This window comes from Synechococcus sp. CC9616 (assembly GCF_000515235.1).
GTDB lineage: Bacteria > Cyanobacteriota > Cyanobacteriia > PCC-6307 > Cyanobiaceae > Parasynechococcus.
The window spans coordinates 2,233,637-2,259,239 of sequence record NZ_KI911558.1 but is presented as its reverse complement, the minus strand read 5'-3'; the positions used below and the strand labels follow the sequence as shown (position 1 = coordinate 2,259,239).

The 25,603-nt window shown below is 56.4% G+C and carries 22 protein-coding genes; 7 read left to right on the top strand and 15 right to left on the bottom strand.

All coding sequences use genetic code 11. The annotated features are described in order from the left end of the window. Positions 1–6: 6 nt before the first annotated feature. The 10 genes from SYN9616_RS0112690 to SYN9616_RS0112645 all read right to left on the bottom strand — a co-directional run bounded on the left by SYN9616_RS0112690 (position 7) and on the right by SYN9616_RS0112645 (position 11,724). Positions 7–705, bottom strand: coding sequence for a sulfotransferase domain-containing protein (locus tag SYN9616_RS0112690; RefSeq protein WP_198015184.1), 699 nt, complete (start codon positions 703–705; stop codon positions 7–9). 98 nt (positions 706–803) lie between these two features. Then, a complete protein-coding gene (locus tag SYN9616_RS0112685) occupies positions 804–1,670 on the bottom strand; it encodes a sulfotransferase (protein WP_037991035.1) in 867 nt (288 codons plus the stop codon). Further along, positions 1,670–2,863, bottom strand: a complete 1,194-nt coding sequence (locus tag SYN9616_RS0112680) for a glycosyltransferase (RefSeq protein ID WP_232200440.1) — start codon at positions 2,861–2,863, stop codon at positions 1,670–1,672. Before SYN9616_RS0112680 ends, SYN9616_RS0112685 begins: the two co-directional genes overlap by 1 nt. Next, positions 2,830–4,131 carry a glycosyltransferase gene (locus SYN9616_RS0112675; RefSeq protein WP_028953416.1) on the bottom strand — a complete coding sequence of 434 codons (1,302 nt, stop codon included), beginning with the start codon at positions 4,129–4,131 and terminating at the stop codon, positions 2,830–2,832. Before SYN9616_RS0112675 ends, SYN9616_RS0112680 begins: the two co-directional genes overlap by 34 nt. Further along, positions 4,124–5,281 (bottom strand): glycosyltransferase, encoded by a 1,158-nt coding sequence (locus tag SYN9616_RS0112670; RefSeq protein ID WP_028953415.1) that lies wholly within the window; start codon positions 5,279–5,281, stop codon positions 4,124–4,126. The genes SYN9616_RS0112675 and SYN9616_RS0112670 overlap by 8 nt, the downstream gene beginning before the upstream one ends. Beyond that, the gene (locus tag SYN9616_RS15850; protein ID WP_037991558.1) at positions 5,278–7,527 is read right to left on the bottom strand and encodes a glycosyltransferase; all 2,250 of its coding nucleotides are present in this window, start codon (positions 7,525–7,527) and stop codon (positions 5,278–5,280) included. The genes SYN9616_RS0112670 and SYN9616_RS15850 overlap by 4 nt, the downstream gene beginning before the upstream one ends. Positions 7,528–7,532: 5 nt before the next feature. Beyond that, entirely contained in the window at positions 7,533–9,353 is a 1,821-nt protein-coding gene (locus SYN9616_RS0112660; RefSeq protein ID WP_028953414.1) for an ABC transporter ATP-binding protein, read from the bottom strand. Positions 9,354–9,435: 82 nt separating this feature from the next. Continuing rightward, entirely contained in the window at positions 9,436–10,488 is a 1,053-nt protein-coding gene (locus SYN9616_RS0112655) for a glycosyltransferase (RefSeq protein WP_028953413.1), read from the bottom strand. A 4-nt stretch (positions 10,489–10,492) separates the two neighbouring features. Then, the gene (locus SYN9616_RS0112650; RefSeq protein ID WP_028953412.1) at positions 10,493–11,206 is read right to left on the bottom strand and encodes a heme oxygenase (biliverdin-producing); all 714 of its coding nucleotides are present in this window, start codon (positions 11,204–11,206) and stop codon (positions 10,493–10,495) included. A 74-nt stretch (positions 11,207–11,280) separates the two neighbouring features. Continuing rightward, positions 11,281–11,724 carry a hypothetical protein gene (locus SYN9616_RS0112645; protein WP_028953411.1) on the bottom strand — a complete coding sequence of 148 codons (444 nt, stop codon included), beginning with the start codon at positions 11,722–11,724 and terminating at the stop codon, positions 11,281–11,283. Between the two features lie 78 nt (positions 11,725–11,802). Here SYN9616_RS0112645 and SYN9616_RS0112640 point away from each other — a divergent pair, with 78 nt between their 5' ends. The 3 genes from SYN9616_RS0112640 to SYN9616_RS16190 all read left to right on the top strand — a co-directional run bounded on the left by SYN9616_RS0112640 (position 11,803) and on the right by SYN9616_RS16190 (position 14,847). Then, positions 11,803–12,573, top strand: a complete 771-nt coding sequence (locus tag SYN9616_RS0112640; RefSeq protein WP_028953410.1) for a 5'-methylthioadenosine/adenosylhomocysteine nucleosidase — start codon at positions 11,803–11,805, stop codon at positions 12,571–12,573. 39 nt (positions 12,574–12,612) lie between these two features. Beyond that, on the top strand, positions 12,613–13,857 hold the full coding sequence (locus SYN9616_RS0112635; protein ID WP_028953409.1) for a ChbG/HpnK family deacetylase: 1,245 nt from the start codon (positions 12,613–12,615) through the stop codon (positions 13,855–13,857). A 225-nt stretch (positions 13,858–14,082) separates the two neighbouring features. After that, a complete protein-coding gene (locus tag SYN9616_RS16190) occupies positions 14,083–14,847 on the top strand; it encodes a hypothetical protein (protein ID WP_051411044.1) in 765 nt (254 codons plus the stop codon). A gap of 356 nt (positions 14,848–15,203) precedes the next feature. On the opposite strand, the gene SYN9616_RS0112625 is transcribed toward SYN9616_RS16190, so the two are convergent. Further along, complete coding sequence (locus SYN9616_RS0112625) at positions 15,204–15,725, bottom strand: methyltransferase domain-containing protein (RefSeq protein ID WP_028953408.1); 522 nt, start codon at positions 15,723–15,725, stop codon at positions 15,204–15,206. A 59-nt stretch (positions 15,726–15,784) separates the two neighbouring features. After that, entirely contained in the window at positions 15,785–16,720 is a 936-nt protein-coding gene (locus SYN9616_RS0112620) for a glycosyltransferase family 2 protein (protein WP_028953407.1), read from the bottom strand. Positions 16,721–16,798: 78 nt separating this feature from the next. Between SYN9616_RS0112620 and SYN9616_RS0112615 the strand changes: the two genes are divergently transcribed. Beyond that, positions 16,799–18,223: an NADP-dependent isocitrate dehydrogenase gene (locus SYN9616_RS0112615; RefSeq protein ID WP_028953406.1), complete on the top strand. Its 1,425-nt coding sequence runs from the start codon at positions 16,799–16,801 to the stop codon at positions 18,221–18,223. 16 nt (positions 18,224–18,239) lie between these two features. Then, on the top strand, positions 18,240–19,400 hold the full coding sequence (locus SYN9616_RS0112610; RefSeq protein WP_028953405.1) for a hypothetical protein: 1,161 nt from the start codon (positions 18,240–18,242) through the stop codon (positions 19,398–19,400). Between the two features lie 386 nt (positions 19,401–19,786). On the opposite strand, the gene SYN9616_RS0112605 is transcribed toward SYN9616_RS0112610, so the two are convergent. Continuing rightward, positions 19,787–20,263 carry a hypothetical protein gene (locus tag SYN9616_RS0112605; protein WP_028953404.1) on the bottom strand — a complete coding sequence of 159 codons (477 nt, stop codon included), beginning with the start codon at positions 20,261–20,263 and terminating at the stop codon, positions 19,787–19,789. A gap of 658 nt (positions 20,264–20,921) precedes the next feature. Here SYN9616_RS0112605 and SYN9616_RS0112600 point away from each other — a divergent pair. After that, positions 20,922–22,262, top strand: a complete 1,341-nt coding sequence (locus SYN9616_RS0112600; RefSeq protein WP_037991556.1) for a (Fe-S)-binding protein — start codon at positions 20,922–20,924, stop codon at positions 22,260–22,262. On the opposite strand, the gene SYN9616_RS0112595 is transcribed toward SYN9616_RS0112600, so the two are convergent. After that, positions 22,182–23,528: a four-carbon acid sugar kinase family protein gene (locus SYN9616_RS0112595; RefSeq protein ID WP_028953402.1), complete on the bottom strand. Its 1,347-nt coding sequence runs from the start codon at positions 23,526–23,528 to the stop codon at positions 22,182–22,184. The genes SYN9616_RS0112600 and SYN9616_RS0112595 overlap by 81 nt on opposite strands. A gap of 14 nt (positions 23,529–23,542) precedes the next feature. Between SYN9616_RS0112595 and SYN9616_RS0112590 the strand changes: the two genes are divergently transcribed. Beyond that, entirely contained in the window at positions 23,543–24,718 is a 1,176-nt protein-coding gene (locus SYN9616_RS0112590; protein WP_028953401.1) for an FAD-binding oxidoreductase, read from the top strand. A gap of 4 nt (positions 24,719–24,722) precedes the next feature. Here SYN9616_RS0112590 and SYN9616_RS0112585 read toward each other — a convergent pair whose 3' ends face one another. Next, positions 24,723–25,577, bottom strand: coding sequence for a galactose mutarotase (locus tag SYN9616_RS0112585; protein WP_028953400.1), 855 nt, complete (start codon positions 25,575–25,577; stop codon positions 24,723–24,725). Positions 25,578–25,603 lie beyond the last annotated feature (26 nt).

Genomic DNA, 25,603 nt, shown 5'->3' with positions numbered 1-25,603 from the left:
CAAGCCTCAAATCAGAGCAGCCAAGTGGGCAGCTGCTAAGCGATCTGAGTAGTTGTAGCGCTGCAGGAGTTGGTCAGCGAAGTCCAAATCTTGCTCCGAAAAATAATCCGTAAAGCCTCCAATCTTGCCCCGCCTAACTTTGAAGCTGTCCTGATTATCAGGATCACCGGGAGTCAGCGCTTTGTCATAGCGGCGAGCAAAGACGCCTTGTTTCTCCTGCTGCTGCATTCGATCGAAACTAGCGTGCTCAACCTCTCTGCGAATGCGACGTCGACTGACAGGACGGGACGGCAAATAAGTTGTCATCAAAGCTGTCAGTCCGTCCACAGTGTTGGCCCGTAATGCCTCGTAGGAGAGTGTTCGATTGGAGTTGGCTGAGCTAGTGCAGTGATCAATCCAGGCCAGATTGAACACAAGGATTTTCTCAAGGCCGTGATGCGGATCGCGGATGAACTGCGCTAAGTCGCCTTCGTAGCCGTTCTCGATCCGCAGGGATTTTTGAAAAAACCCCGAGACCGCTGTATCGCGTGGATCGCGATGAAGAAAGACCAGTGGCTGACCCTTGGACTCGAGACCACAGCACTGCAACGCATCAAAGTGAGTCGCATATTTATGGTCGCTGCCGTCGTGGGTGTAATGCAGGGGAATACGCAGGCGATCCAGCATCACGCGCACCCAGGTACGACCTGATTTCGGGAACGACACCAATGTTCCCAAAGGCTGGTCATCACGATGCGACCAAAAAAAGCGATCCCACAACGACATAGATCCGAATTCAAACATTGTTTTTTTGATCATTGTTATCACTCGAACATGGATTGCCAGTCACCAAATTTGATCCATTTCCGCATCCTTTGAAGCAAACTTTGACGCCTTAACCGAACCGGCAAGGTCCAGGCACTGATCAAAAGCATCTGCCGCCAAGACAGTTGCCACAACCATTTTCGATCGAGGCGGATCCGATCCGATGTTCCAAACCGCATGACGTTGCCATGGATATCACGATGTACACCAGCCCGCCAGGTGAGCTGTGAATCTTCAAGCGATAAACCCAAATACTCCATAATCTTTCGCAATTGTTGCCGCGGCCGTGTCGCCAGTCGTTCATAGCTGACAAACATGCTGCGGCACACTTTCAATTGCTCCTGGGTACGAAAAAACATCAGGTTGTAGTTGTAAGCGGCCTGTCGCAAATCGTCTCCCTTTTTCAAGGCACTGTTGAGGGAGCCAAGCGGGCCACGATGCAGGTGGAGAATGCTCAAGTTCAAGGCAGACGTGTTGGAAAACGCCTGCTGCAATGCCATGGCACGTTGGATCGATTTGGATGAATCCACAAGGATTGAGCAATCACTCACTGATGCCACCGCCTGAAGCAGGGCCAGATTGTCCCGCCGAAACTTGGATGGGTCGTCCCCGCTCAAATCGAGCTGCATGAACGTCTGCCCAATCGCATCAATCAATCGGTCCTGAATAACGCTCCAGAACGGACACATCTCCGGAGGCAGGCGATGACAGCTGCACAGTTTTCGATGCGGATCCGCATTGGTGAGCATCTTGATCTCACCAAGGCAGAGCACGCGGCTGTGGGAGCCGATCAGCTGACTGAGGAGTGTGGAGCCACTGTGACCGCGACTGGTGATGTAGATGAGCCGGATCAACGCTTCCTTCATCAGCCCGTCGGCACCAGGGAATTCAGCAGAGAACTGACCTCATTGATGTGGTGCTGCACGGTGTAAGACGTCAAAGCGTGAGAGCGTCCAGCGGAACCCATCCTCTGTGCCAGTGCCCCATCGTTCGCCAAACGCAGCATCGCATCGGCCATCGCTTGGACATCCCCCTCCGACACCAGGAATCCACTGACACCGGTTTGAACCACATCAGGGATCCCGCCATGAACCGTCGCCACCACGGGTAAACCGCACAACTGAGCCTCCATAACGGCCACAGGACATCCCTCCTGGTCCCCATCGGCTGCGGTACGGGAATGCTGCACGAAGGCTCTGGCTTGTCGCATCAGAGCCACCACGCCGTCAGGGGCAAGCACCCCTGGGAAGCGCACCGAGTTCTCCAGGCCCAAAGCCAACACCTTGCTTCGGACGATCTCGAGCAGGGGACCATCGCCGACCATCACCAACGAGGACTGCCGACCCCATGGAGCTGTCTGCCGCAAGATGCGATAGGCCTCGAGCGTTTCAAGAGGACCCTTCTTCTCAACAAAACGACCAACCGATAGGAAACAAGGAGGATTCTTTTCCGGTGCTGCCCCGCTGAACCGATGTTCATCAGCCCCTGAAGGACTGATCAAAACCGGCTGAGCGCCGGCACCAAGCCGTGTGAGGGTCCGTTGCATCTCACGGCTTTTAACAATCAACGCTGAGGTCAGGGTGAGCAGCCGGCGGTAACGAGCACCTAGCCGCTTCAGATAGCGATCCGCCGAGGCATCAGCACCGCGGAAATGAACGACCAACGGACGGTCAGACCAGGACGCCAGTTCCATGACCCGCACTGCATGAAATCCAAATTCCACAAGCACGACGTCCGGCCGGTGATGGCGAATCAGAAGAACCGCCACTGCGGAAGGGAGAAGAGACGCCAGACGGAGCAATCCAAGGCGACTGAGCACCTTGCTGATCAAGACAGCCAGCCCATAAAGAAACCGACGTGGTTGCCTCCAGAGGACTTCGTCCCCGAAGTAGGCATCGATCAAAAACGGCAAGCGCTGCAGATTGGCGCGGATGAAAGTCTCACTGGCGGCGCGGCGAGTCGGCGCGAGAACCAGAAGTCGCGGAGGACCGGTGGATGGCAGGTTTGGCGTCAGCACGCCGTCCATCAGAGCTGTTCGAGAGCGAGAACGGATCGCCACAGCGGCTCCACCACAGGCCATTCCATCGAACGCAGCGTCTGCCGCGCCGCTTCACCCAGCTGAAGCCGATGCGCCGGAGTCGCCATCAATGTGTTGAGAGCAGCAGCAAACGCGGCGGGATCCTCCGTCGGCACGACCAGACCATTGCGACCATCCGACACCATTTCAAGAGGTCCGGGCGAGGCATCGGTCACCACCGCCGGCAACCCGGACGCCATCGCTTCCAGCAAGGCATTCGGCATGCCTTCAAATCTGGATGGGAGCGCAAAAATGGCGGCAGATTGCATGTATTGCAACGGGTTTGGCTGGAATCCCTCGAACCGAACCGAATCCGCAATCGACAGACTCTCAACCAAGCTCCCTAGTTGCTCTCGTTCCGGGCCATCCCCAACCAAAACAACGGTCCAACCGAAGCGAACGGTTTCAGGTAATGAGGCGAAGGCCCGCAGCAGCAGATCGAGACCTTTCTGGGGCACGAGTCGGGCGACTGACAGGATTTGTTGGCGACGGTCCGTGGAAGCGGGCGAGCTGTGTGTGCTGACTAGAGCAGGCAGTGGATTGGGCAACAGCTCCAACCGTCGCCACGATCCCATCTCTTGAAGAGCCTCCAGCACTCCCTCGGTGTTGGCTGTCACCACATCAGCCCGGCGGTAAAACACACGACGCAGCCAGCGCCAGAGACGATCCATCCTCTGCAAGCGCGGGTCATTCCGTTCCGACACCACAAGATGAATCGGCAGATCCCAAGCTGCTGAGCAGCAAAGGATGTTGGTTTTGCTGAGCAGTGCCAACACCCGTCGCGGACGCTGCTCAACCAGCAATGAACGCAGTCGCGCATAACGCAGACCACCGGCGCTGAGCATGCAGTGGGCTAACAACCAGCCTGCAAATCCCTTGCAACCAGGCTGAAAGTGACGGTTCACCCCGGATGGGAGCAGCTGCAGGATCAAAACCAAGATCTGCGTGATCAAACGGATCAACAAGCGCCGGTAACGGATCAGTTGGGCGACGCTGAAGCGACGTCCACGCGCCATCAGCGACCGATCCCAAACATCCCTGAGCCAGGGATGAACGGCTCCATCGGGATTGAGATCGATGCTGAAGGTTGTGACGTTCTCCGGCAAACGGTGCTTCACGGGATGCTCCGGTCGCAGCGACAGAACCCTGACCCGAAGACCCTTTTCAGCAAAGTGTTCAGCAGCCAAAAGACCGACCTTCTGGGCTCCTCCGGCACCGAGATGGGGCAGCACCACCCAGAGATCATCCACGGTTCAGACCCTCGAGGGAGCACAAAAACGACTGCCGAAGCCGCTGCTCGCTGAACCGCTCCCTCACGGCCAGGGCATTCCTTGCCAGTTGAGAACGTTTTGGAGCGTCTTGAAGCAGCAGCTCGAGCACGTCGATCCATTGATCTGTCGTGGCATCCTGCGCCAGCAATCGACCGTTGTGGCTGTCCTGAATCAGATCAGAGGGGCCGGTTAGGCAATCTCTGGCGACACATGCGCAGCCAGCTGCCATCGCCTCGAGCAGGACGTTGGGGAATCCTTCGAAGCGCGACGGCAGCACAAACAGGCTGGCCCGCTCGTACCAGTGAGCCATGTTGCCGACGGCCCCTGGTATGAGAAGGCGCTGCTGATGGTCGGGATTCGCACCCAGCAGCTCTCTCAACCAGGTCTGCTGACAGACACCTCGATAGGGCTGGTCGCTCAGCCCCAGCACCACCAGCCGCAAACGAGGCCATCGATCAGCAAGAGCAGCAAAGATCGGCATCAACCGATCAAAGCCCTTCTGCTGGGCTTTTGTTCCCGCCGCCAGGATCACCTGGGCATCCTCCGGCAGGAGCGATTCCGGAGCCAGGGACGGCTCGTGACTGGGCAGCGGCCAGATCACAGGGTTGGGAAGCAGTAGCTGGCGATTCGCACCGCAATGACGCTGCAACCAAGCGCCGATTGTTGTGGTTTGGACAAGGTGAAGATCAGCCCAGGGGTAACTGAGACGCCGCAGCCAACGCCAGGGCAAGGAGGGCGAACGCGCCGGTGGGTAGTTGCGCTCGGCCACCACACAACGGATTGACAGACCGCGGCTGGCAAGCAGAAGCTTCACGGCGGGCAGCACCGTGACGCCGACAGCGATCGAGACAGACTCCTCTCGCAGCAGGGATCTCAGAGCCAGCAGTCTGGCCGGGAACGCCCACCAACCCAAACGCTCCAAACCGAAGGGGAGTCGGGCCTCCCGGCGTCGAATCAACCCTGACGGCAGCGGGTAGGCATCACGCTCTGGCCCTTGGCGAGTGATCACCACCACCCGCCAACCGGCATCACGACACCAGACAGCCCAGCGGAGCAGCGTTCTTTCAGCCCCACCAAGCTTGAGAGAGTCGATCGTGAAGGCGATCGCCGGAGTCGACCCCTTGCTCATGCCGTCGCCTGACCCGTCAGTGCCGTGAGAAAGCGCCAAGCCTTTTCGGCACGGTCTGGACGCAGCACAGGGAAATAAACGAGCAGAAGGGGCTCAACAAACGCTTCAGCTGATGGAACCGTGGCTGACAGATCCGTGGCAGAGGGATCCATTGCAGAGGGATCCGTGGACCAGCGGCAACAGCGCAGCCTCTCCAGCATCTGATCGGCAAAACCGCGATGGTCCTCCTGCGTCCGTTGCGACATGGCATCAAAGCAATCGGCATAACAGGCTGTACGCAATCGCTCGACCTGCGCCAGAACGGCATCCATGCGCTGGCTATCGGAGGCATGCCAAGCCATCACGGCTGCGATCGCCAGACACCGCATCATGTTGCGCGTCATCCGAGTTGCCGTGGTGCGATCAATCGCGAACGGGTCGTAGCGCTCGGCGCAGCTACCAAGCTCACGGGCCGCCTGATCAAGGCCATTATGGTCGTGAAGTGCCATCAATCCACGCAACCTGGTGAGGTGAGCGGAGATCAGCAATTTGGCTCGATTCTCACGGTTCGGTTTCAGGCAGCGATACGTATTCGGATCCTGTTCGAGCTGCTCAATGACACTCGCCAATGCCCTGCAACAGCGTTGCAGGGTGGCCGGGTCCTTGGCATCGATGGCTCGATAGGTGCGCACCACACGGCAATAGCCGGCGAAATGAAGCGGTAGGACGCTGCTGGCTGCCAAGGCATCGAACATCGCCAGCTGATCCGTTCGATCGCCGGGACGCGAGCCTCGACGGAAGAGAAGTTGATGGAGCAGCTCTGCCTCACCGTCCAGCAGCCAGATCCGCTCGATCAGTTGTCGGCCGGTGGGATGGTTGCCGGCAGCAAACGCTTGCCTGGCTCGCGCCGCAAGAAACACAACGCGATCGGGACTCCGGCTCAGCAAGCCATCCAGACAACGTTGGCTGAGCCCGGAGACTCCCAGTCGTTCGAGTCCCTGCACCAGCAGCAGACCCAGGCTCGCGGCGAACCATCCAGCCCGCAACTGGCGCCGCACACGGTGATACGGCATCGCCTGCGGCGGAGCTGGATCCGGAGGCATCAGCCCATGGGCCCCAAGGCAGTCCAGCATCGAAGCGGTACGACTGTCATAGGTGAACTGAGCCGCCCTGGCCAGACGCCGCTCCAACGGAGGACCGTCCCCCTTCAGTAGCCCAGCAATCGCCGCCTGGAACGGCTCAACGTCCGGGGGACAGAGATAGGCCACATCCGCTTGATCCAAGAGGGAAGGGATGGCAGTGGACACAACCGGACAACCGGCAGCCAGGTACTCGAAAAATTTCATCGGGTACATGTGGCGGGTGTAATCGTTGAGCTGCAGCGGCAGCAGAGCGACGTCAGCGGCAGCCAGATACGCCGGCAGCTCGCTGTAGAGCTTTGGGCCCAGCCAATGAACGTTGTGATGCGCGGTCAGCACGGATGCATCCGTGCTCGGGTCGGTCTCACCAACAGGGCCAATCAGGATGAAGGTCCACTGCGGATTCCCGGCAGCCAGGGCTTCGAACAGCGGCAGGTCGAGCTTGTAGGCATCGATGGCACCGATGAAGATCAGACAAGGGCCATCGATCGACGGCAAATCACTGGGCCGCGAAAGAGCCCCAGAACGGGCCTGAGCGAAATGGCTGGCATCGGCGACATTGCCGAACAGGTGAGTACCGGCATTCAGGGGCGACAAGGCCTCTTGCAACTGAGGTGCTGTCGTGAAAACAGCATTGACAGCCCCGCAGAGATCCTGTTCGGCAGATTCGAGTTCCGCGACAGGCATCCCCGGTTGCGCCTGGATGCGATCCACACAGTGATAAACCGTGGAATGAAAGCGACCAAGCTTCAGATAAAAACGTGTGTTGGGATTAAACGTCCACAGCAGGGGGGTGCGCAGATCGAGGCAACAATCCGCCCAGAACAGGGCAAGGTTGAGACTCCAGCGGTTGAGTCGACCCTTCAAACCGCTCACCTGCCCAGGCATCACCAGGGGCGAAAGCACCCAAACATGCTGACGTACCTGCCGCAACGGGGACAGGCATCGGCGCAATCGGCGCATGATCCGTTTTGCGTCTGAGCGTCCGACACGGGCAGGGCGGACACCCAGAGAATCGATGTACAGAACCCGGTGACCTGCATCAGCAAGAGAAACAGCCAGATGCTGCTTGTTGGTCCACAAGGGGTGATCCCAGTCCGCAGTGGACAGGAGAATCACATCAGCCATCAAACTCAACCTTCATCGATCATCGCCATGTCCCGGAAGCTTGGCGAGATTGCCGTAAGAGTCTCAAAATCTCCGGAGGCCTGAATTCCACCATCAGCGAGTTCATAGATCCGATCACACTTCTTCACCGTGGACAGCCGGTGCGCAATCACCACCATCGTGCAACGACGACCAACCAGCTCGAGGGCCTGCATGACGTCATGCTCAGTTTTGTTGTCGAGAGCACTGGTGGCTTCATCCAGAACCAACAGCTTGGCTTTGCGATAGAACGCACGCGCCAATGAGAGTCGTTGACGCTGACCACCAGAGAGCTTCATACCGTTTTCACCACACATGGTGAACAAGCCATAGGGCATATCACCAACCACATCTGCAAACTGAGCAGCTTTCAATGCAGCCCAAACCTCATCATCATCAATTGAATCAGGCTGTTCGCAGAACGCCACGTTTTCTCTCACGCTGGCATCAAGCAACCGAATTTGCTGCGGAACAAATGCACAGTTGGCCTGCCACGCTGGCATTTCCTCATCCGAGACAGGTAATCCATCCAACATCAAATCGCCAGAATCGGGACGAAATAAACCAAGTAACAAATGGGCAAGAGTTGTTTTACCGCTACCGGTTTTTCCAACCAACGCAATTCTGGAGCCAACCGGGATGGAAAGGTCGATATTGCTGAGAACAGGTTTCTGAGAAGTGGCATATGAAAAGGTCACATCACTCAACTCAATCAATCGACGCGGCATCACGCCATCCGGGGATGGAACGACAGGATCCGAGAGCTCCAAACGAGTGGGCTTCATACATAACAATTCCAAGGCGTCTTTCACCTCGGGAAGGCCACCTCGCAGCTTGTTGATATTGCGAAATGTTGACTGAAGAGGGCCTGATATTCGTTGCAGGATGACAAGGACAGTAGCCAACTCGGGCATGGCATCTCGCAAAGCACCGCCGTCCTGATTAATAAGAGCCGGAGCCATACCAATCACAAACAAAACCGTAATTCCAGTTGGTTCAATTAAAAACTTGGGTACATTTGGAAGAAGATTGGCAAGTCGATCATTACGCTTTGCAATCGTGCCATCCCGCATAAAGCGCTGGATAAAGAAATCGTGCGATGAATAGAGCTGAAGGTCGCGAATAGAACGTAATGATTCGCCAAATGTAAGTCGAATTCTTCGGGTAAAACGCATCTTCTGTCGAAGCGCTAAACGCATATAGGGCGTAATTATCAGAGAGGCGATAAGATAAGCGACTAACAGGAATAGAAAAACAGAGATGGCTTTACCACCTAAGGAAAAAGCAACACCGATCAAGAGAGCTGCAACAGTGAGCAGATTTCCAGTAATCGCAATCAGTGGAGAGATTACAGCTGCAGTTACACGAGTTAAAATGCGATTAAAACGCTCAGAGAGAACAGATGTACGTTTTTGAGTGAAAAAATCGTAGTTCTGCAGCAGGAGATTGCGATAAACTTTATTAACTAGATCAGACCAGATATCAGCTGCCAGAAGGGCTTCAAGCAGTGCCACCCCAAACCGGATTGCCGAGGCGAACCAAAAAGATCCAATCAGGAGAACAACAATCCATCCAGCCTGGTCAAGGAGACCACCACCGAAAAATCGGATCCCAGGGATTTGATCGCCCAGTTTCGCTCCAGCCAGTAGACCAACCAACCGCGCGAGCAGGCCAACCAGAAAAATATCGACAACTCCCTGAATCAGGGAGGTAAACAACACCAAGCCGAGAAATTTCTGCCTTTTTGGAGACAGCTCACGCAGGAGAGTACTCAGCTCATTCCAGGTCTGGCTCTGCAAAACGGGCATAGAAGGAACCGATCGCTTCGCCGAAACGAATCCGCGTAAAAATCCAGGCTTCAGGCAGAGTTAAGCCGCCAGCTATCGGCTTTCAGGCCTGATTCGGCCAGCCGGGAAACCGATCGACCACTCGCCTTGCACGCTGCTTGATCTGGCCCCAACGCAGGCGCCAGGTGGGAGGGCTTGAAAGCGGCGGATCCTGATTCCACTGCATCTGAAGCTGATCGAGCTCCAGCAACACGTGTCGCCAACGGTCCAGCAGTCGCGGCTCTGCGTTGGCATGCAGCAGGGCACCGAGTTCCGCTGCCGGAGGACGCCATTGGGAGGGTTCACCAATCGCAGCCTGGATGCGATGAAGGTCGTGAGCCAAGCTGCCACAACCGATCTGGTGGGCTGAACGCCCTGGGTCACAGTGATCGGCAAGGGCATGATTAAGGCTGGTGAACACGACGCAACCGCAGGCCATTGCCTCAAGTGGTGGAAGACCAAATCCTTCCGTCACCCCGCGAACGCGCCAGTACTCAGCCGAGTCGTACAAGTAAACCTTTGACCGATTGAACAGCGAGACAAGGTCCTCCACCCAACCGTTCTGCACCTCCACCGTCACCCCGCGCTGACGCAGGGCAGGAACCAGCTGTTTCAGGACGTAATCACTGCTTTTTCTGGCTTGCACAAGCACGTCGATCGGACGATCGCGCCCGCTGGCATCCGCCCGGTCCCCGTGTTCGAGCCATTGAGGATCCAGCGCATTCGGCACGAGGAACAAGGGATTGCGCGGCGCCCGGTCCCCCCAGTAGCCGAGGGTGTTGCGGCTAACCGCCAGCACCGGAACACCTGGCGGAAGATCAAAGCCATAGCCACTGCTGTGGGCGTGATAGGCCACCCGGTGGCCCCTCAAACGCCTGATCAGCTGGGGAACATCAAATCCCCAGCTCACAATCCAGAGAACATCCTCAGAAGCAGACTCCGTGCTGAGCAGATCTGCCATGTGATGGCAATCATCACGGCGCTCCCTGTAGGTGACGATCTCGCTGTCACAGACAGTCCCGACAAGGCGGGCCGTCTGTAACTCAACGCTCAGACCACCGCAGCGGAAACGACCGCTGGTTCCAGGAACCAGGAAACGAACAACCCTGGTGGCCACAGAATCAGGCGGTTGCCGCCTCCGTGCTTCCGGCCCGCTGCCGGCGGGTGAGGAAACCAAAGAGAACCTTGCCGATGGCGGCAACCAGATTGCCTTCCAGCTCCTTGAACATGTTCATATTGAGGTGGAAGGCATGGTTGGCCTCCTCAACAATGCGATCCGCCGTGGCCTGGTCGATGGGCAAAGCATCCATGGCCGATCTGTAGTTGGTTTTAAAGGCCTTCTCATCGTCGATCTCGTCGAAGACGTAGAAGCGCAAGCCGTCATCACCGTCCATGTTCATCGCCTTTTGCGCGATGTTCTTGAGAATCTGGCCACCCGAAAGGTCGCCCATGTAGCGGGTGTAGTGATGGCCAACCAACAGCTCGGGCGACTCCTTGGCGATGGCATGAATGCGCTCGACATACTCAACCGCCGAAGGAGAGGGCTCGATCTGATCCCGCCAATTGGCTCCGTAGTAGTAAGTCAGATCCTGCTCAAGAGTTTCGCGGCGGTTGAGCTCCTCCATGCCGATCGGACCCACCACAGGATGATCCCCAAGCTTGCCGATCTCCTCTTCCATCGCTGTGTAAACGAAATAGAGATCAGCGACGAGCTTCCGATAGCTGGCCTTATCAACAACACCTTTGAGAAAACAGCTCACGAAGCCGGTGTTCTCGGCCATCGTGTGTGATTTTTTTGTGCCTTCACGGATCTGGGCAGCCAAAGCAACGGACATGATCAGCCTGCGGCAAGCAACTGATTGACCTTATTAGGAGAGCCTCAAACAGCGGTGATCTGAGTTGCGAAGGGTTACGGCCCGGTGCCATTCGTTGCATCAGTCGGAAACAGTTCAAACAAGTCCTGGCAAATTTCGCGGAGTTGTTTCACCTGGTCCGGCTGAGGCAGATGGGACCCCGCCGGCTGCCAGTCACCAACAGTGGCCAACCGCCAACGCTCGCCCTCGTAGGTCATCCCACGCATCAGCACCCCGAGAAGGTGGGCCTGCCGCTCTTGATCGTCACTGCTGAGGCGTAGCTGAATCAGCAGGCTGCGGCACTGCAAGCGAGGACTCCAGCCTGGGAAATGAAAGGCAAGGTCGATGGACTCCGGTTCACTCCACTGACGTGTCTGAGCGTCGTCGCGCCAGGGGCGAAGGTTGGGCGTGGCCGCTGGAAAGTGCCTTCTCACAAGGGTGACGGCGGAGGCCAGGGCCTGCACCTGCTCCACACTGCGAACGGTTTCACCTGCGTTCAAGATTGTGCTCTTGCCTCCCTTAATCCTGCAGGGGGCGTCCAGGGGTCGCCGTTACGGTGACATCACATCACAGGTTTCATGACTCGCCCGCTCCATCTCGGTCTGCTTGGAGCCATGCCGGAGGAAATCGGCTCTGATCTGGCCCATCTGGAAGAGCCGAGTCAGGAGACATTCGGGGACCTGGTGATCCATCGCGGTCGCTGGACTGGTGATGACGGCGCCGCAGTTCAGATCACCCTGGCCTGGAGCGGCTGGGGCAAGGTCTGTGCTGCACGCACCGCCACCCGCGTCCTGGCTTCTGCCCCGGCGGATGACCCGATCGATCTCATCCTGTTCACCGGCGTCGCGGGTGGGGCGGATCCATCGCTGCAGCAATGGGATGTCGTGCTGGCGGATGCCGTTGTGCAGCACGACCTGGACGTTCGCCCGATTCTGCCGCGCTTCGTGGTGCCGCCTCTGGATCGCGCTGTACTCAACCCCCAGCAGGCCTGGTTCGAATGGGCCAGAAAAGCACTTGATCAGAGTCATCTGGCTGGAGAGCTCCCAGGTTTCGGCAGGCCGAGGCCTGGCCTGATCGGCACCGGAGACCAGTTCATCGGTGATGCGAGCGTCTTGATGTCGTTATGCGATGCCTTGCCGGATCTGACAGCCGTGGAGATGGAAGGGGCCGCCGTGGCCCAGGTGGCTGAACAGGAGGGGGTTCCCTGGCTGGTGCTTCGGGTGATCTCCGATGGCGCGGATGCGGAAGCCGCCCAAAGCTTCAATGACTTCGTCAAGGCCTATGACCAGCGGGCCTGGAGTTTGATTGCAACGCTGTTGCGTCAACAGGCCTCTGCGCCACGCCCTTGAACGCTCCTGAGTGACCAAGCCTTGAAGCCAGAGTCTCCGATGAGCGAACCATCTCTGATCCTGCGTCTGAGCCGATACGGCGCCGTTGGGGGTACTGCAGCGCTGGTGCACACCACCGCGCTGCTCAGCCTGGAGCGGGTAGCTCCTTTGTGGCTGGCCAACCCCCTGGCCTTTCTGATGGCGTCCATCGCCGGTTACATCGGTCATGCCTTGGTGACCTTCCGTGAGGAAACGGGAGGCCGGCGGTTTGCCAGGCGCTGGCTGCTGTTGCAGTACGCGGTGAATCTGGCTGTCTGTGCGCTGCTGCCTCTGCTGCTGGGCAACTGGATGCCGATGCCGCTGCGAACGGCCGTCCTTGTGTTCACGCCCACGCTGCTCAATGCCTTGATCTGGAGCCGTGCCGCCCGTTTCAGTGCCAAGGCTCGGCAGCAACAGAACGGCCAACCACCGCTGCTCCACGCCGACGACCTCGGCCTGGCGGAGGGCGTGGATTCGGCCATCATCGTTCTCGCCCAAAGCGGGCTGCTTCAGGGGGCCAGTCTTCTGGTGAATGGTCCAAGTGCGGCCAACGCCGTCGAGGCCTGGCGCGACCTCACCGACCCACCACCGCTCACCCTGCATGTCTGTCTCACCGAGGGGCATGGTCTGCCCCACTGCCCGGATCTTCCAACCGGATTCAGCAGCTTGCTGGTGGCCTCACTCCTGCCCTGGCAGCGCCGACGTATCGCCCCCCAGTTACGCACGGTTCTGCTGGAGCAGTTCAGCAGCTATCGCCAGCTCACGGGGCTGCGGCACATCCGCCTCGATGGCCACCAGCACATTCACCTTGTGCCGCTGGTACTGGATGCGGTGCTGGATCTGTCCCGTTCCGAATCGATCACCTGGGTGCGGACGACGCTGGAAGCCCTGCCGGAAGGGCTGTCGCTGAGGCTTTGGTGGCGAAGCATAAAGACCGGAGGATTTATAAAGTGGCTCATCCTGCAGCTGTTGAGCGGGCTGGCCATCCCCCGTCTGCGCCGGGCTGGGCTGCATACCAACAGACGCTTTGCTGGTGTTTTGTTCAGTGGATCGATGTATGGCGAAGCATTTCGTCATTGCTGGATCACAGCGCACAGCCCCAAAAGGATCCATCGCGCTTTACGACCCGTTGTGCTGATCCACCCTGCTCAGCGCCATGCTGCAGCGGGTATGGATCAGGAGGCTTTTCAGCAATCTGCGGCCTTTTTCAACTCGAGCAACCGCCAAAAGGAGTGGACGTCAGCGCAACAGCTTTTAGAGTCATAAAAGTTCTGAAATCCAGTAAGAGGTCCTAAAAGTGCATGACGGCGCAGAGACACCGAAGAATCTAGATCTTCCCAACATTGATTCAAAACCAGTCCGACACGAAAACATGCGAACGATTTACATATACAAACTTTCACATGATGAACAAGAAAAGCAGGAGCGAACCTCTTCCTCTCGATAAAGCAGTAAACTAGACTAAATCCACATTAGAACTCACGGCGCTACATGCCCGCGCTCCTCCAGCTAATCGAAGAAGCTTTTACAGCTTCAACTAGGAAAACTAGCAAGTATGACAGCTACTACCTGTCTTACGCGTCTGCACTTGAGCAATTTCTAACTAAGAAGAAAAAAGACAGCAAGCCAATAAAATTTCTTGAAATTGGCGTGATGGACGGCGGGTCTTTAGAAGCTTGGAAGAAAATCCTTGGGCCACACTCAAAAATCTATGGGCTAGACTTAAATCCAGAATGCGTAAAGTTAAGTTGTGATGATTACACCGTTTTCTGTGGAGACCAAAGTGATCCGAAGGTATGGAAAAACCTTGTCAAAAAATGTGGGCAGTTTGACATCATCATCGATGATGGAAGCCACATTGGATTTTCACAGGCTAAAACAATTGATTTTGCCCTCATGGGGGCAATCGGGACCGAAGGTGTAATCATCATTGAGGATACGCACACCGCCTACATAGAGGGGTTCCACGGCGACGGAACAGGAATTAATTTCATTCACAAGCTAAACGACATAATAGCCAGAATTAATTCTCGCTCCATTAGGCTCATCAATGATCCAAACTCCCGTTTGTCATACATAAAGCATAATGATCTTGCCAGAACTTCCATAGAGAATCTAATGATATTCGAATCAATCGTTGCCTTCAGAATTCGAAGAGGATTGTCAGACTCCTCCCAGGCTGGATCAAGAGGAAAAGCCAAGCACGATCAAGTGATTACAAAAGACGTACGCGCAGAATCGAACATTTATATATAGAAATTATCGCATTCAAACAATACAAACCTACTTAATAATATAAAAGAGGATTTAACCAGATTGTCTCAAGAAAGATTTTTAATGCAATCACATCATGCTTAATCACATTTAGCAAAAGCTTCTCTCAAAATTTTAAGTTGATCACATTTCGGCTGGAAGCTATCAGCAACTAGATGCAGTTGTAAAATAATCCGAAATGCTTAGTGCCTCATGTCCTAGGCCTCCAGACTTGCCTGATTCAGGATGGATCAGGAGACGTTTAAACTGGCTGTGGACTTTTCAACTCGACCGACCGTCAAAAAGAATGGCCTGAAACGCAAAAGCTTTGAATATGCGTGATACATCTTTGAAGAGCATTAATCTGGATTGATAGCTGTAATTCGCATGTCACGGGGTTCACGCAATTTAAACTGAGCTGGCTCTTGCTGAACACTTTTAAACCCAGCTTCATGCAGCACAGCCATCAAAGATTCAGGCGTATAGGCCCATTTGTGACACATCAATGGATCTTTCCATGATGGATCCCCATACAGGGGCCACATCGACATCTGACCAGCCTTGCCAGGCTGACTACGCATTAAAGGATTTTTAACAATCATCTGGCAGGCATAGAGAAGATTAGGGCATTCAAGAATCAGCTTTCCGCCTTTCCTTAGCAGCCTTCTCCAGCTCTTCAACAATGGCACAACCTCCCAATAATAAAAGTGCTCAACAACATGAACGGCTAAAATCTCATCAGCAATAGATGACTTGATCATTTTTAGGTCACGTATGTCAGCATTAATGTCAGGCTGCTTGCCCGCACGCGTGGAAACCGTGTCGATATTCACATATCCCTGGAGAATTTTATCGCCACACCCCAAATTGAGCCTAACCACAAGATTGTCTTAAGATTAATGGATTTTAATCTTATTTTACCTTAAAAGCGCTTTTGAATTCATTCCTGGTGAATGGCTCTGATGAAGTAATGCGGTCGCCGCTTCACATCGATGTAAATCCGGCCGATGTATTCGCCCAGAACACCGATTCCAATCAACTGAATCCCCCCCAGGAACAGTATCGCCACGATCAGTGAGGCATAGCCGGGAAGGTCGATGCCAAACACAAGTGTGCGGAGCACGATCAGAGCGGCATAGAAAAAGCTCACACAGGAGATCAGCACGCCAATCACCCCCCACACCTTGAGCGGCTTCACGGAAAACGAGAAGATCCCATCGAGGGCATAACGCCACAGCTTCAGGGAACTCCAGGAACTGCTGCCACCAGCCCGAGCCACGCGGCTGTAGGGGATTTCAACGCTGCGGTAACCGGTCCAGGGCATCAGACCCTTTGAAAAGCGTGTTGCCTCACGCATCTGGGTCACCGCCTCCACCACAGGTGCGGACAGCAAACGGAAATCACCGGCACCCTCCTGAAGCTGAATCGAATCAACCAACCTGTTGAACACCCGGTAGAACCAGGAGGCCGTGGCCACTTTCATTCGCGATTCTTCATCCCTGTCATCGCGCACGGCGGTGACCACCTCAGCCCCATCCCGCCAGGCCGCCACCAGCACAGGAATCCGCTCTGGCGGGTGCTGCAGATCGGAGTCAATCAGAATCGCAGCAGCGCAGCGACCGTTGGCGAAGTCCAGTCCCGCCAGCATTGCGGCTTCCTTGCCGAAGTTGCGGGTGAGCTCAAGCAGGGTCACCGGAGCTTCGGCGTGGTCCTGTTGCCACTGACGGATCACTGCGACCGTGGCATCGCGAGAGCCATCGTCGATCAGCACGAGTCGATCCACCTGCTGAAGCTGAAGCACCGCTTCCATGAACTGACAGATGAGGCTCTCTTCGTTGAAGCAAGCCGCCACAACCCAGAGCTCGTCCCTGCCCATCCGATCCCAATCCCTCAAGCAACGGTAGGACTCACCGCTCAGTCATAGGCTCAAGTTGCTGACGCCCGATCGACCGCCATGGCCCAGTTCGAGAAGCTCACCGCCCCCAGCCAAGGCACACCGATCCGCTTCGAGAAAGGCCAACCCGTTGTGGCCGATGACCCGGTGATTCCCTTCATCCGCGGCGATGGAACCGGCGTGGACATCTGGCCGGCCACCCAGAAGGTGCTGGATGCGGCAGTCGCCAAAGCCTACGGCGGCTCCAAGCGCATCGAATGGTTCAAGATGTACGCCGGGGATGAAGCCTGCGAGCTTTACGGCACCTATCAGTACCTGCCCGAAGACACTCTCGAAGCAATTCGCAGCTACGGCGTCGCGATCAAGGGCCCGCTGACCACGCCCGTAGGCGGTGGCATCCGTTCCCTCAACGTGGCCCTGCGCCAGATTTTCGATCTCTATTCCTGTGTTCGTCCCTGCCGGTACTACGCCGGCACCCCAAGTCCCCATAAGCGTCCCCAGGACCTGGACGTGATCGTTTACAGGGAAAACACCGAAGACATCTACATGGGCGTGGAATGGGAAGCCGATGACGCCGTCGGCCAAGAACTGCGCAAGCACCTCAACGAGGTGGTGATTCCTGCGAATGGCAAGCTCGGCCAACGCCAGATTCCTGAAGGATCAGGCATCGGCATCAAGCCCGTGAGCAAGCACGGCAGCCAGCGCCACATCCGCAAGGCGATCCAACACGCTCTGCGCCTGGAAGGAAACAAGCGCCACGTCACACTGGTGCACAAGGGCAACATCATGAAGTTCACGGAAGGGGCCTTCCGCGACTGGGGCTATGAATTGGCCACCAGCGAATTCCGCGACGTCTGCATCACGGAACGGGAGAGCTGGATCCTTGGGAACCTGGAAAAGGATTCAAGCCTGAGCGTGCAGGCCAACGCCCGCATGATTGAACCTGGCTACGACAGCCTTACCCCTGAAAAGAAATCAGACATCGACGCCGAAGTGCAAGCGGTGATTGATTCCATCGGCAGCAGCCACGGTGGCGGCAAATGGAAGGAGATGGTACTAGTCGATGACCGCATCGCCGACAGCATCTTCCAGCAGATTCAAACCCGGCCTCAGGAGTATTCGATCCTGGCCACCCTCAATCTCAACGGTGACTACATCTCCGATGCCGCCGCGGCAATGGTGGGGGGGCTCGGCATGGCCCCTGGCGCCAACATCGGTGAAAACGCTGCCATCTTCGAAGCCACCCATGGCACCGCTCCCAAACATGCGGGACTCGACCGCATCAACCCGGGCTCGGTGATTCTCAGCGGCGTGATGATGCTGGAGTTCCTCGGCTGGCAGGAGGCCGCTGATCTGGTGACCAAGGGCCTCAGTGCCGCCATCGCCGACAAGCAGGTCACCTACGACCTGGCACGACTGATGGAGCCCCAGGTGGATCCGGTGAGCTGCAGCGGTTTCGCTGAAGCGATCATCCAGCGCTTCTAAATAATTGATCAACGCAATGAAACCGAAACTATGGATTCACATCGGCACCCATAAAACAGGCACCACATCCATTGAGGCGTTTCTCAAAACCAACCGAACAGCACTAGCTCACCAGGGAATTGGATTACTTACCTTCCCACGTGATGCACGGCGCGTGCTTCGCAAACATGCCGAAGGGAACGAGACAGCCGCCAAAAGATTGGCCAATACACTCGAAGACCTAATCACTAAACAATCGCGACCATGCACAAGCCAACTCAATACATACATCCTTAGCTGGGAAGGATTTTGCGGCAACGCAATCAAAGGCTATAACGACGCTCCCCTTATGGCTAATACCTTAAACATAGCATCTAAATATTCCAACCTCAACCCATATATCATTTTATATATTCGTCCACAGGAAGAGTTTATTAGTTCATATTACTCTCAAATCGTCAAAGACGGTACAACAAAATCAATTCAAGAGTTTCTGCATGGCCTACCCAGCGATAGCTTCAACTGGCTCAGGCTAACTGAAACATTTGAACATCAATTTGGAGCCAACCAAGTAGTCGTCGAGCGCTATTGCAGGGAATTATTTACAGGAAAAAATGAGATTCTTAAAAACTTTTGCGCACATCTATCCATCAATACTAAAGACCTTGCATTTCCCTTAAGCTCAATAAATTCTGCCAAAAATGCTGGATGGTCAAAACCAATGATAGAGATCTCAAGAAGACTTAACGCACAACTCAGCAAAGACGAGCAGCAAACGATGAAGGAAATTTTCAACCAATTAACTCCTCAAATAGAAAAAAATAATTACACTTACTTTACTGCAGATGCGACCACATTAATAAAGAATTGTTATTTCAAATCAAATCAAGAGCTTTGCGCGAAACGTTTCCCTACACAGACATCTCTATTTCCAAGTCACAACACCAATACCGACCGCAGTTCCCATCGAACATCAACAGAGATCCTCATCAATAACATTACCGGGTTCAACTACAAGCCCAACCTTGACGACACTCTGGAACTTACATTGAAGCTTGTTAAATTCATCCACGAAAGGCAATATCAATCTCAACCAATCCCTCCAAGCAGACAACACCCATTCACGATACTAAAAAGACTGCACATTAAAATCAAACATGCCTTTACCAAGGTGTTGCGAACAAACAACTCCAAATAAATCATTTAGCCAGATTTTCCCCTGCTATATAATACATAGGGAACGAAAATAAGAAAGTCTCAATTAAAGAAAAATCTAAGGCTGAAAAGATGCGTGATCCAAAGTCAAGCTCTCACCCCAGCAAACACCATCACTGGCTGACACAACTGGCGATGGCATAGATCACCCTGAGTGCTGCGATCACCGACAAACAGGTCACCTATGACCTGGCCCGACTGATGTACCCCCCCAGGTTGATCCGGTGAGCTGCAGGGGCTTCGCGCAGGCAATCATTGAACGGTTCTGAATCAACAGAAACGAACTTAAAAACAAACTTTGGGACCAATGATTGGCGACCTTTTATATAAAATTAGTGCACAAATTATCGCTATCTGTACATCGGAGCCTTAATCAGCCGAGAGAATTGGCATTCGACAAAGCACCGAATAGAAGACAGAGCTCAATGGATTTCGCCGAATATCATCAGGATGACGCTTAAAAATGGTGTTATTTCGAGGATCAATTAAAACGCGAGAATGAATACGATTGCGATCCAAATAATTTTCCCAGCGCGCATAGATATTTCGATATGCCTTTTCAGCCTTCCGACGATTGACAAGACCAAACTCAAACAATGCCAATGCACGTTCGCTGATACTTTCCTCGGCGTCCATCCTTGCTTGAATCCGTTGTCGCCATTCCTGGTATGGCAGGTAAAGCTGGATTGAATGAATGGCCCTGAACTGAGAAAAAATAATCGGACAGAACTTCAAATGCTTGCCACGGCTGTCAGATGTCAAATCAAGATGAAGAATCCGATGGTGATTCTTCGGCACAAGACTCTCCCCTCGCTTGATCAAGTTTCTGGCCGGATTCGCCCCCATTGAACAAAACCTGAAAGTCGGCGAAATTGCCATTGATGCGAGAGTCTGTAGAGCCAAACATGAACGATTCCGACGTTTCAGCTGCTTAATAAATGTTGACTTACCCGAGGCCGATGGACCCGCAACAACAACAAGAATTGATGCATGTTGCACACGATTACTCACCATCATTCAGCATCTTGAGTCTGGCCAGAAAAACCAAATTTCTACCCGCAATGATCAAAGATTAAGAACAAATTAAAGAATATCACATCATTGCTATGGGGCCGCGAATGGATCCAATTGTTAAAACACTGTTCAGAGCATCCATCCCATACCAAGGCCCCCAGAGAACAATTGACAGATGCCAAACTCAACATCAACGGAGCAACATCAACGACTCAATAGCGAACCAGCTGATACCAAATCAGACTTGAAATGATCCTGCGCATCGCGAAATTATTGACATCACAGTCAAGACATTCAAATCAATGAGTGAGGAAGGGATCTTCCCAATCAGGCACGCATCCTTGCAACCAACGAATCCATCAAGTGATTGCAGCGGAGGGTCGGCAGGTCAATTGCAATCAACTGACCCGAACCACAACGCCTGAGTCAGAGCCTCCCTCTGAACTCGAATGGCCCGATCCGAACGGTGCAAATCAGCCAGAATTGCTGCATGGCCTCACCGACCACCCTTCCCGGCCTCCCGCCGGGAGCCGCTGATCCCTGTGTGCATTGCGGCTTCTGTTTGCCCACCTGCGCCAGCTACCGCGTGCTCGCCAGTGAGATGGATTCACCGCGAGGTCGTATCCACGCTCTTCGCGCGATCGAAGCCGGTGAGCTGGAGCTGGATGCCACCGTTGCGAGCCATTTCGACACCTGTCTGGGCTGCTTTGCCTGCGTCACCGCATGCCCTTCCGGCGTGCGTTACGACCAGCTGATCGAACACACCCGTCCAAAACTGATCAACGCCGGGCAACGCAGCGCCTGGCAGACCAGCTTCCGCCAGTTGCTGTTGCAGGTCCTTCCCTACCCCAATCGCCTGCGAGCCCTGCTGCAACCCTTGCGGGCCTACACCGGCACACCGCTCCAGGCCCTGGCCCGCCACACAGGGCTCACCCGTTTGTTCGGCCCTGAGATCGAAGCGATGGAGCGGTTGCTGCCGCCCCTGGCAGCGGAGGCCTTCAGCGATCAATTGCCTCTGATCAATCCCGCTGAGGGTGCATGCCGCGGCCGGGTTACGCTGCTGCTCGGTTGCGTGCAGCGTTGCTTCGATCCGAATGTGAGCACCGCAACGGTGAGGGTGCTGCAGGCCAACGGCTTTGAGGTGGTGATCCCGCCAGACCAGGGCTGCTGTGGTGCAGTGAGTCATCACCAGGGGGAGCTGGAACTGACACGCAGGCTTGCCACCGATCTGGTGCGGAGCATGAATGGCATTGAAGGCCAGCTCGACGCGGTGTTGGTCGCCGCTTCCGGCTGCGGCCACACCATGAAGGCCTACGGCGAGCTGCTGACCACTGAAGACACCCAGTTCCGTGCACCGGTGCAGGACGTGCAGGAATTTCTGGCGATTCATGGCCTGAGCGAGGCGTTCAGAGCCCGGTTGAAACCGCTCGCCACCACCGTGGCAATGCACGATGCCTGCCACATGATTCACGGGCAGGGGATTCAGGCCCAGCCGCGCCAGCTGCTTCGTGCCATCCCGGATCTACAACTCAAGGAAGCCACCGAAGCCGGCGTCTGCTGCGGCAGCGCCGGCATCTACAACCTGGTGCAGTACGAAGAGGCGGCTGAACTGGGGCGGATCAAGGCAGACGACCTCAGCAGTACCGGTGCTGAGCTGGTGGCCAGCGCCAATATCGGCTGCACGATGCAATTGCGTCGTCATCTTGGAGATCGGGCTGACGTGCTTCACCCGATGGAACTGTTGGCCGCCTCAGCCGGCCTGCATCCGCTGCCAGGCGTCCTCAAGGGTTCCAGGATCGCCAAGGTTGCCGGGGAACGTGAGGATCGGTAGCCCTCGGAACGCTCCCTCCAGAGGCCGCACCAGCGAGAGTCCCGGCAGCAGCTGACCCTCAAGCTGCACAGCCTCCAACCCGAGACCATGAGTCAGAAGCGTCTGAGTCGTGATGCCACCCTTGCTAATCAGATAACCAAGCTCTGACGCCAGAGCAGCTGCCAACCTGGCCATCAGTTTTGACAGGGCCTGTGAAAAGCGACGACTCTCCTGTTCAGAGATGAAGCGGAGTTCACCACGGCTGCTGAACAGCACCGGGGTTTGTCCCGTCGCCAGTGCATCGCGTAGCTGAGCCCGCCAGATCATCTCAAGATCGTTGAGCATCAGATCCGGTGTCGGACCCTCAACAACCCGGGCGATACGCCTAACCGGTAGTTCGACAGCGATGCAGGTCGATGCCTCCAGCAAACGCTCAAGTTGCTGATCAGCCAGAGGCACATGGGATCCGACCATCACCAGGCCCGGTCGGCCACGCCCATCGGCATCACGACGCCGCAGCCGCGCCAGACCGGACGCATCAAGCTGCTGAGGACCGGGATCCGCCAGCGCCTTCACAAGGCTGGCCGCCGCTCGGAACAGAAACCGTTTCTCACCCTGCAACGCCCGCACCGCAGCCGCAAACGCCTCGAGCTGCTCCTGGCGCTCAGCGTCGACCACAACAGAACGATTGCCCTGCAACTGCTGTAGCCGAGCGATCAGGGCCGACTGATCATCTGCGCAGGCCTGATCTAAGTCATTCGCGTGGATGCGCTCCACATCGGCGGCCTGAATCACGCCGCCGCTCTTTTGCTCCAGCCAAATCGCCAGATCGCTGCTGTCGTAGCCGAACAGCCGGTCCCGGGCGAAGGCCGTGGTGTGAACCGGTTGCCCATGCAACAGATGCACCCCGTTCAGCGTGGTGCGGCCACCCTCAAGAAACGCCGGCACATGGAAGGTGGCATCAAACGGCCCAAAGGCCTGCTCCAATACGGCGGGCTCCAACACCCCGTGGCCCCGCAGGGTGGAGTCGCCACGACTCACGAGCAGCACGTCTTGCCGCCGCAAGCCTTCAGCTTCGAGGGCACGATCCAGATTCGAAGCGATCTCGCGATTGCGCTGGGCGGCCGATTCCGGCGCCAGCGAACGGGTATCCGCCAGCAGAAACAGCAACGGCGAGGGATGACGTAACCCCCGTCTCAGGCTTGAGACATCCCAGCGCAGCAGCAACAGACAACCATGAACCGTCTGCGAGCCGGTGGGGTCATCATCGATCGCCACGACCTTCATGGCACCATCGTGCCGTGGATCATTCCCCTGCCACACGCAATGCGCTGATCGATCTGGTGCGCCAGTGGCATCAGGATGCAACTCCCTGGGTGCCCAGTGGCATGGGGAGCCGCCTGCACTGGGGGCCGACGATCGAGGCAACCCCCGATGTCCTCAGCTGCCGCGCACTTCGAGGGGTCATCGACCACGCCGTCGATGACCTCACGATCACGGTTGAAGCGGGGCTCTCCCTGGCGGACCTGCAATCACTCCTGGCCAGAGAAGGGCAGTGGCTCCCCGTCGACTGGCCGCGGGGCACGGATCCTCAAGAACTCAAGAGTGCCGGCAGCATCGGTGGGCTTGTGGCCCGTGGCCTGGCGGGCGGACTGCGTCAGCGACACCTCGGCATCCGCGACCAGATCATCGGCATAGGTCTGCTGAGAACCGACGGAACCAGCGCCAAGGCTGGCGGCAGGGTCGTCAAAAATGTGGCTGGTTACGACCTGATGCGTCTGCTCTGCGGCAGCTGGGGCAGTCTCGCCCTGATCACCGACATCACCCTCAAGGTGCAACCGATCCGACCAGCCCATGCCGCTCTTCACCTGCAAGGGGGAGTTGAAGAGCTGGAACGCTTTCGCGCGGGCGTGCTGCGCTCAACCCTCACGCCAGAACGCTGCGACTGGTGGAACGAGGGCGACAACGCCTGGACACTGCGGCTGCTGGTGAGCAGCGTGTCCGATCAGGCGGTGCGAGACCAGCTGAGCCGCCTCGCATCTCTTGGGAAGCAACACAGATTGAGCGCGGAACAACACGCCTGTGACAACCCGCTCTACAGCGGACGCTTCGCCGATCCAATGCACTGGCTGGTGCGTGTGGTCCTGCCGCCAGCAGCGCTGGCATCGCTGCTGATCAGCACGGAATGCTCAGGACTGCGAGGCTGGCACTGGGATCTGGCGGCAGGGGCCGGCTGCGGTGATGGCTGGCAACCGCAGCAGGCATCAGCCACAAAAGCCGCGACGGTGGTCCAGCTGCGCCGCAGGGTGGAGGAGCTGGGCGGACGCCTCACCGTGCTGCAACAGCCTGATGTGTCCATTGATCGCATTCCCTGCTGGCTGGATGCACCGGCACGCACGGTGATTGAAGCTGTGAAGCAACAGTTCGATCCAAAGCGGCAACTCAGCCCTGGACGACTCCCAGGCGTCGGCGGCTAGCCGCTCAGGAGATGGCGTAGCGGCAGCTGAGTTCGTGGCGATCGCCCGGCTGAATTTCAAGCTTGCGATCGCCGGAGATGAGGGATTGGCGCGGACCCGTCCAGGGCTCAACGCAGACCATCGGGCGAGGGGGCTCGGTCCAGATCACCGTGAGATCCATCGGCTCCTGATGCTGCAGCTGCAGATGGCCTTCGTTGGCCTGATCGATCAGGGTGACGGGGCCGGCGGGACGACAGAGGAAATCGACCCCGTCCAGAAAGCGACCGAGCTGGGAGGCGGTGTCGGTCTCAGCCATCTCGAGGTGGTTGAGGCAGCGTTCATTGAGACCTGCCAGCTCAACCTGAGACAGATCGCTCACGTTGAAATAAGGATGCAGGCCAAAGCTGAATGGCATCACCTGCTCACTGCGATTGAGAATGGACGTCCTGATCTCCAGAGCCTGGGCCATGGGGCGGACCTGCATCTCGATCAAAAAAGAGAAGGGGTAGGACGCGCGGGTCTCGTCCGTATCGCTGAGGCTGAGGCTGATGCCCGTTTGATCATCAAGAAGCTGCAGTTGCCAGGGCAGATTGCGTGCGAAACCGTGCTGCTTGAGGGTGTAATCGATTCCGTTCACCGGCAGCACATCACCCGACAGGTTTCCGCAGATCGGGAAAAGCACGGGAATGCCGCCGCGGATGCTTTTGGTGGGGTCGCTGTAACGCTTGGCGTCGAAATAAAGAACCTCTCGATCACCGCAGCGCCATTCGGTGACGATGCCTCCGCGCTCAGGCACAACCCGAAGCCTGTCTCCGCTCTCCGGGTGAACGTATTCCCAATGGGTGTAAGGAGCGGTTTGCTGCGTCAGTGTCATCGGCATCCGCCGGGATGGGTCAGATGGCCGGA